Origin of the sequence: Mesorhizobium sp. M7D.F.Ca.US.004.03.1.1 (genome assembly GCF_003998635.1) — a bacterium.
GTDB lineage: Bacteria > Pseudomonadota > Alphaproteobacteria > Rhizobiales > Rhizobiaceae > Mesorhizobium > Mesorhizobium loti.
Window position 1 is genome coordinate 1 of the sequence record NZ_RZQG01001077.1, and the last position, 1,842, is coordinate 1,842.

Annotated in this window: 1 protein-coding gene; it reads left to right on the plus strand. The window is 62.3% G+C overall.

What is annotated here, in order from left to right; all coding sequences use genetic code 11:
• On the plus strand, positions 1-1,761 hold a 1,761-nt coding region (locus tag EN935_RS34040), incomplete at its 5' end, for a trehalose-6-phosphate synthase (RefSeq protein WP_348629922.1).
• Positions 1,762-1,842: the final 81 nt, after the last annotated feature.

The following is a 1,842-nucleotide window of genomic DNA, read 5'->3' on the forward strand; positions in this document are numbered from 1 at the left end:
GACCTGCTCTGGGTTCTAATCCTCGCGAGCCTCGGTTTTTCCGCTTTTGCCGTTTTCTTCTCTCTATCGCGGCAGCGCCGCAGTCACCCTCCGGCGGTTGCGCATACAGCGGGCGAAGACGTGGCCGCGGAAGCGGCGCGCAAGGTGATCCGGGAATTCGAAAAGAATGGTCAATCGGCCGATGCTGCGCTGGTGACGTGGTCGCCCGAAACATTGCGCAAGATACTGGCCGACGACCTGCCGGAGGCGCAGGTCATCGTGGTGTCCAACCGCGAACCCTATATCCACAACATCAGGGATGATGGCGTCGAATTGCTGGTGCCGGCCAGCGGGCTGGTGTCGGCGCTCGAGCCGATCACGCGCGCCTGTGGCGGCACCTGGATCGCCTATGGCGGTGGAACCGCGGACCGTCTGACGGTCGACCAGGACGACCGGGTACAGGTGCCGCCCGGCCATCCGTCCTACACGCTGCGCCGGGTCTGGCTGACGGAGGAAGAGCATCAGGGTTACTATCTCGGCTTCGCCAATGAGGGCCTCTGGCCGCTTTGCCATATCGCCTTCACCCGACCGATTTTTCGCGCCTCGGACTGGGAGGCCTATGAGGCCGTCAACCGGAAGTTCGCCGACACGGTGGTGGCCGAAGCGCGCAACGAGCGGCCGATCGTGCTGGTCCAAGACTACCACTTCGCGCTGCTGCCGCGCATGATCCGCGAGCGCCTGCCGGAGGCGATCGTCATCACCTTCTGGCACATCCCATGGCCGAACTCGGAAGTGTACAGCATCTGTCCGTGGCGTGAGCGCATCCTTGAGGGGCTGCTCGGCAGCTCGATCATCGGTTTCCACACCCAGTTCCACGCCAACAATTTCACTGAAAGCGTCGATCGCTTCCTGGAAAGCCGCATCGAGCGGGCGGATGCGGCGATCTCCTATGGCGGGCAGACGACGCTGGTGCACGCCTATCCCATTTCGATCGAATGGCCGGCGGACCTGCTGGCAAAATTGCCTGATGTCGATGACTGCCGCGCCCGCCTGCGCGACCGGTTCGGACTGAAAGCGGATGTGAAGCTGGCCGTAGGCGTCGAGCGTCTCGACTACACCAAAGGCATTCTGGATCGGTTTCAGGCGCTGGACGAATTGTTCAAGCGATACCCTGAATGGATCGGAAAGCTGTCTTTCCTGCAGATCGCGGCGCCCAGCCGCGGCACGCTGCCGGCTTACAAGCTACTCCACGACGAATGCCACCACTATGCCGAGGAGCTCAACCAGCGTTATGGCAGCGAGGGTTACAGGCCTGTGATCATGGTGGCCGAACATCACTCGCAGGAACAGGTCTATGAGATCTATCGCGCCGCCGACATATGCATGGTCACCAGCCTGCATGACGGCATGAACCTGGTCGCAAAGGAATTCGTCGCGGCCCGCGAAGACGAACAGGGCGTCTTGATGCTCAGCACATTCGCCGGTGCCTCGCGCGAATTGCTGGAGGCGCTGATCGTCAACCCCTACGACGCGGCCATGATGAGCGAGGCGTTGCTGCAGGCACTGACCATGACGCCGGACGAACAGCGCGAGCGCATGCGGCCGATGCGGCAGATGGTCCGCGACAACAATGTCTATCGCTGGGCCGGCAGCATGCTTCTGGACGCGGCGCGCCTGCGCAAGCGCGGTGACCTCGATCGAGTAACCGGTGCTGGCGACCGGCCGCCCGGCATCGACAATGTCGTATCCATGTTCGAACGCAAACGGGTGGCAATGTTATGAGCGAGACCCTGGTTATGAGCGAGAGCCTGAAAAAAATTGCCAGCGAGAGCCTGCAAAAGCCGCCGGCCTTGCTGACTGGCG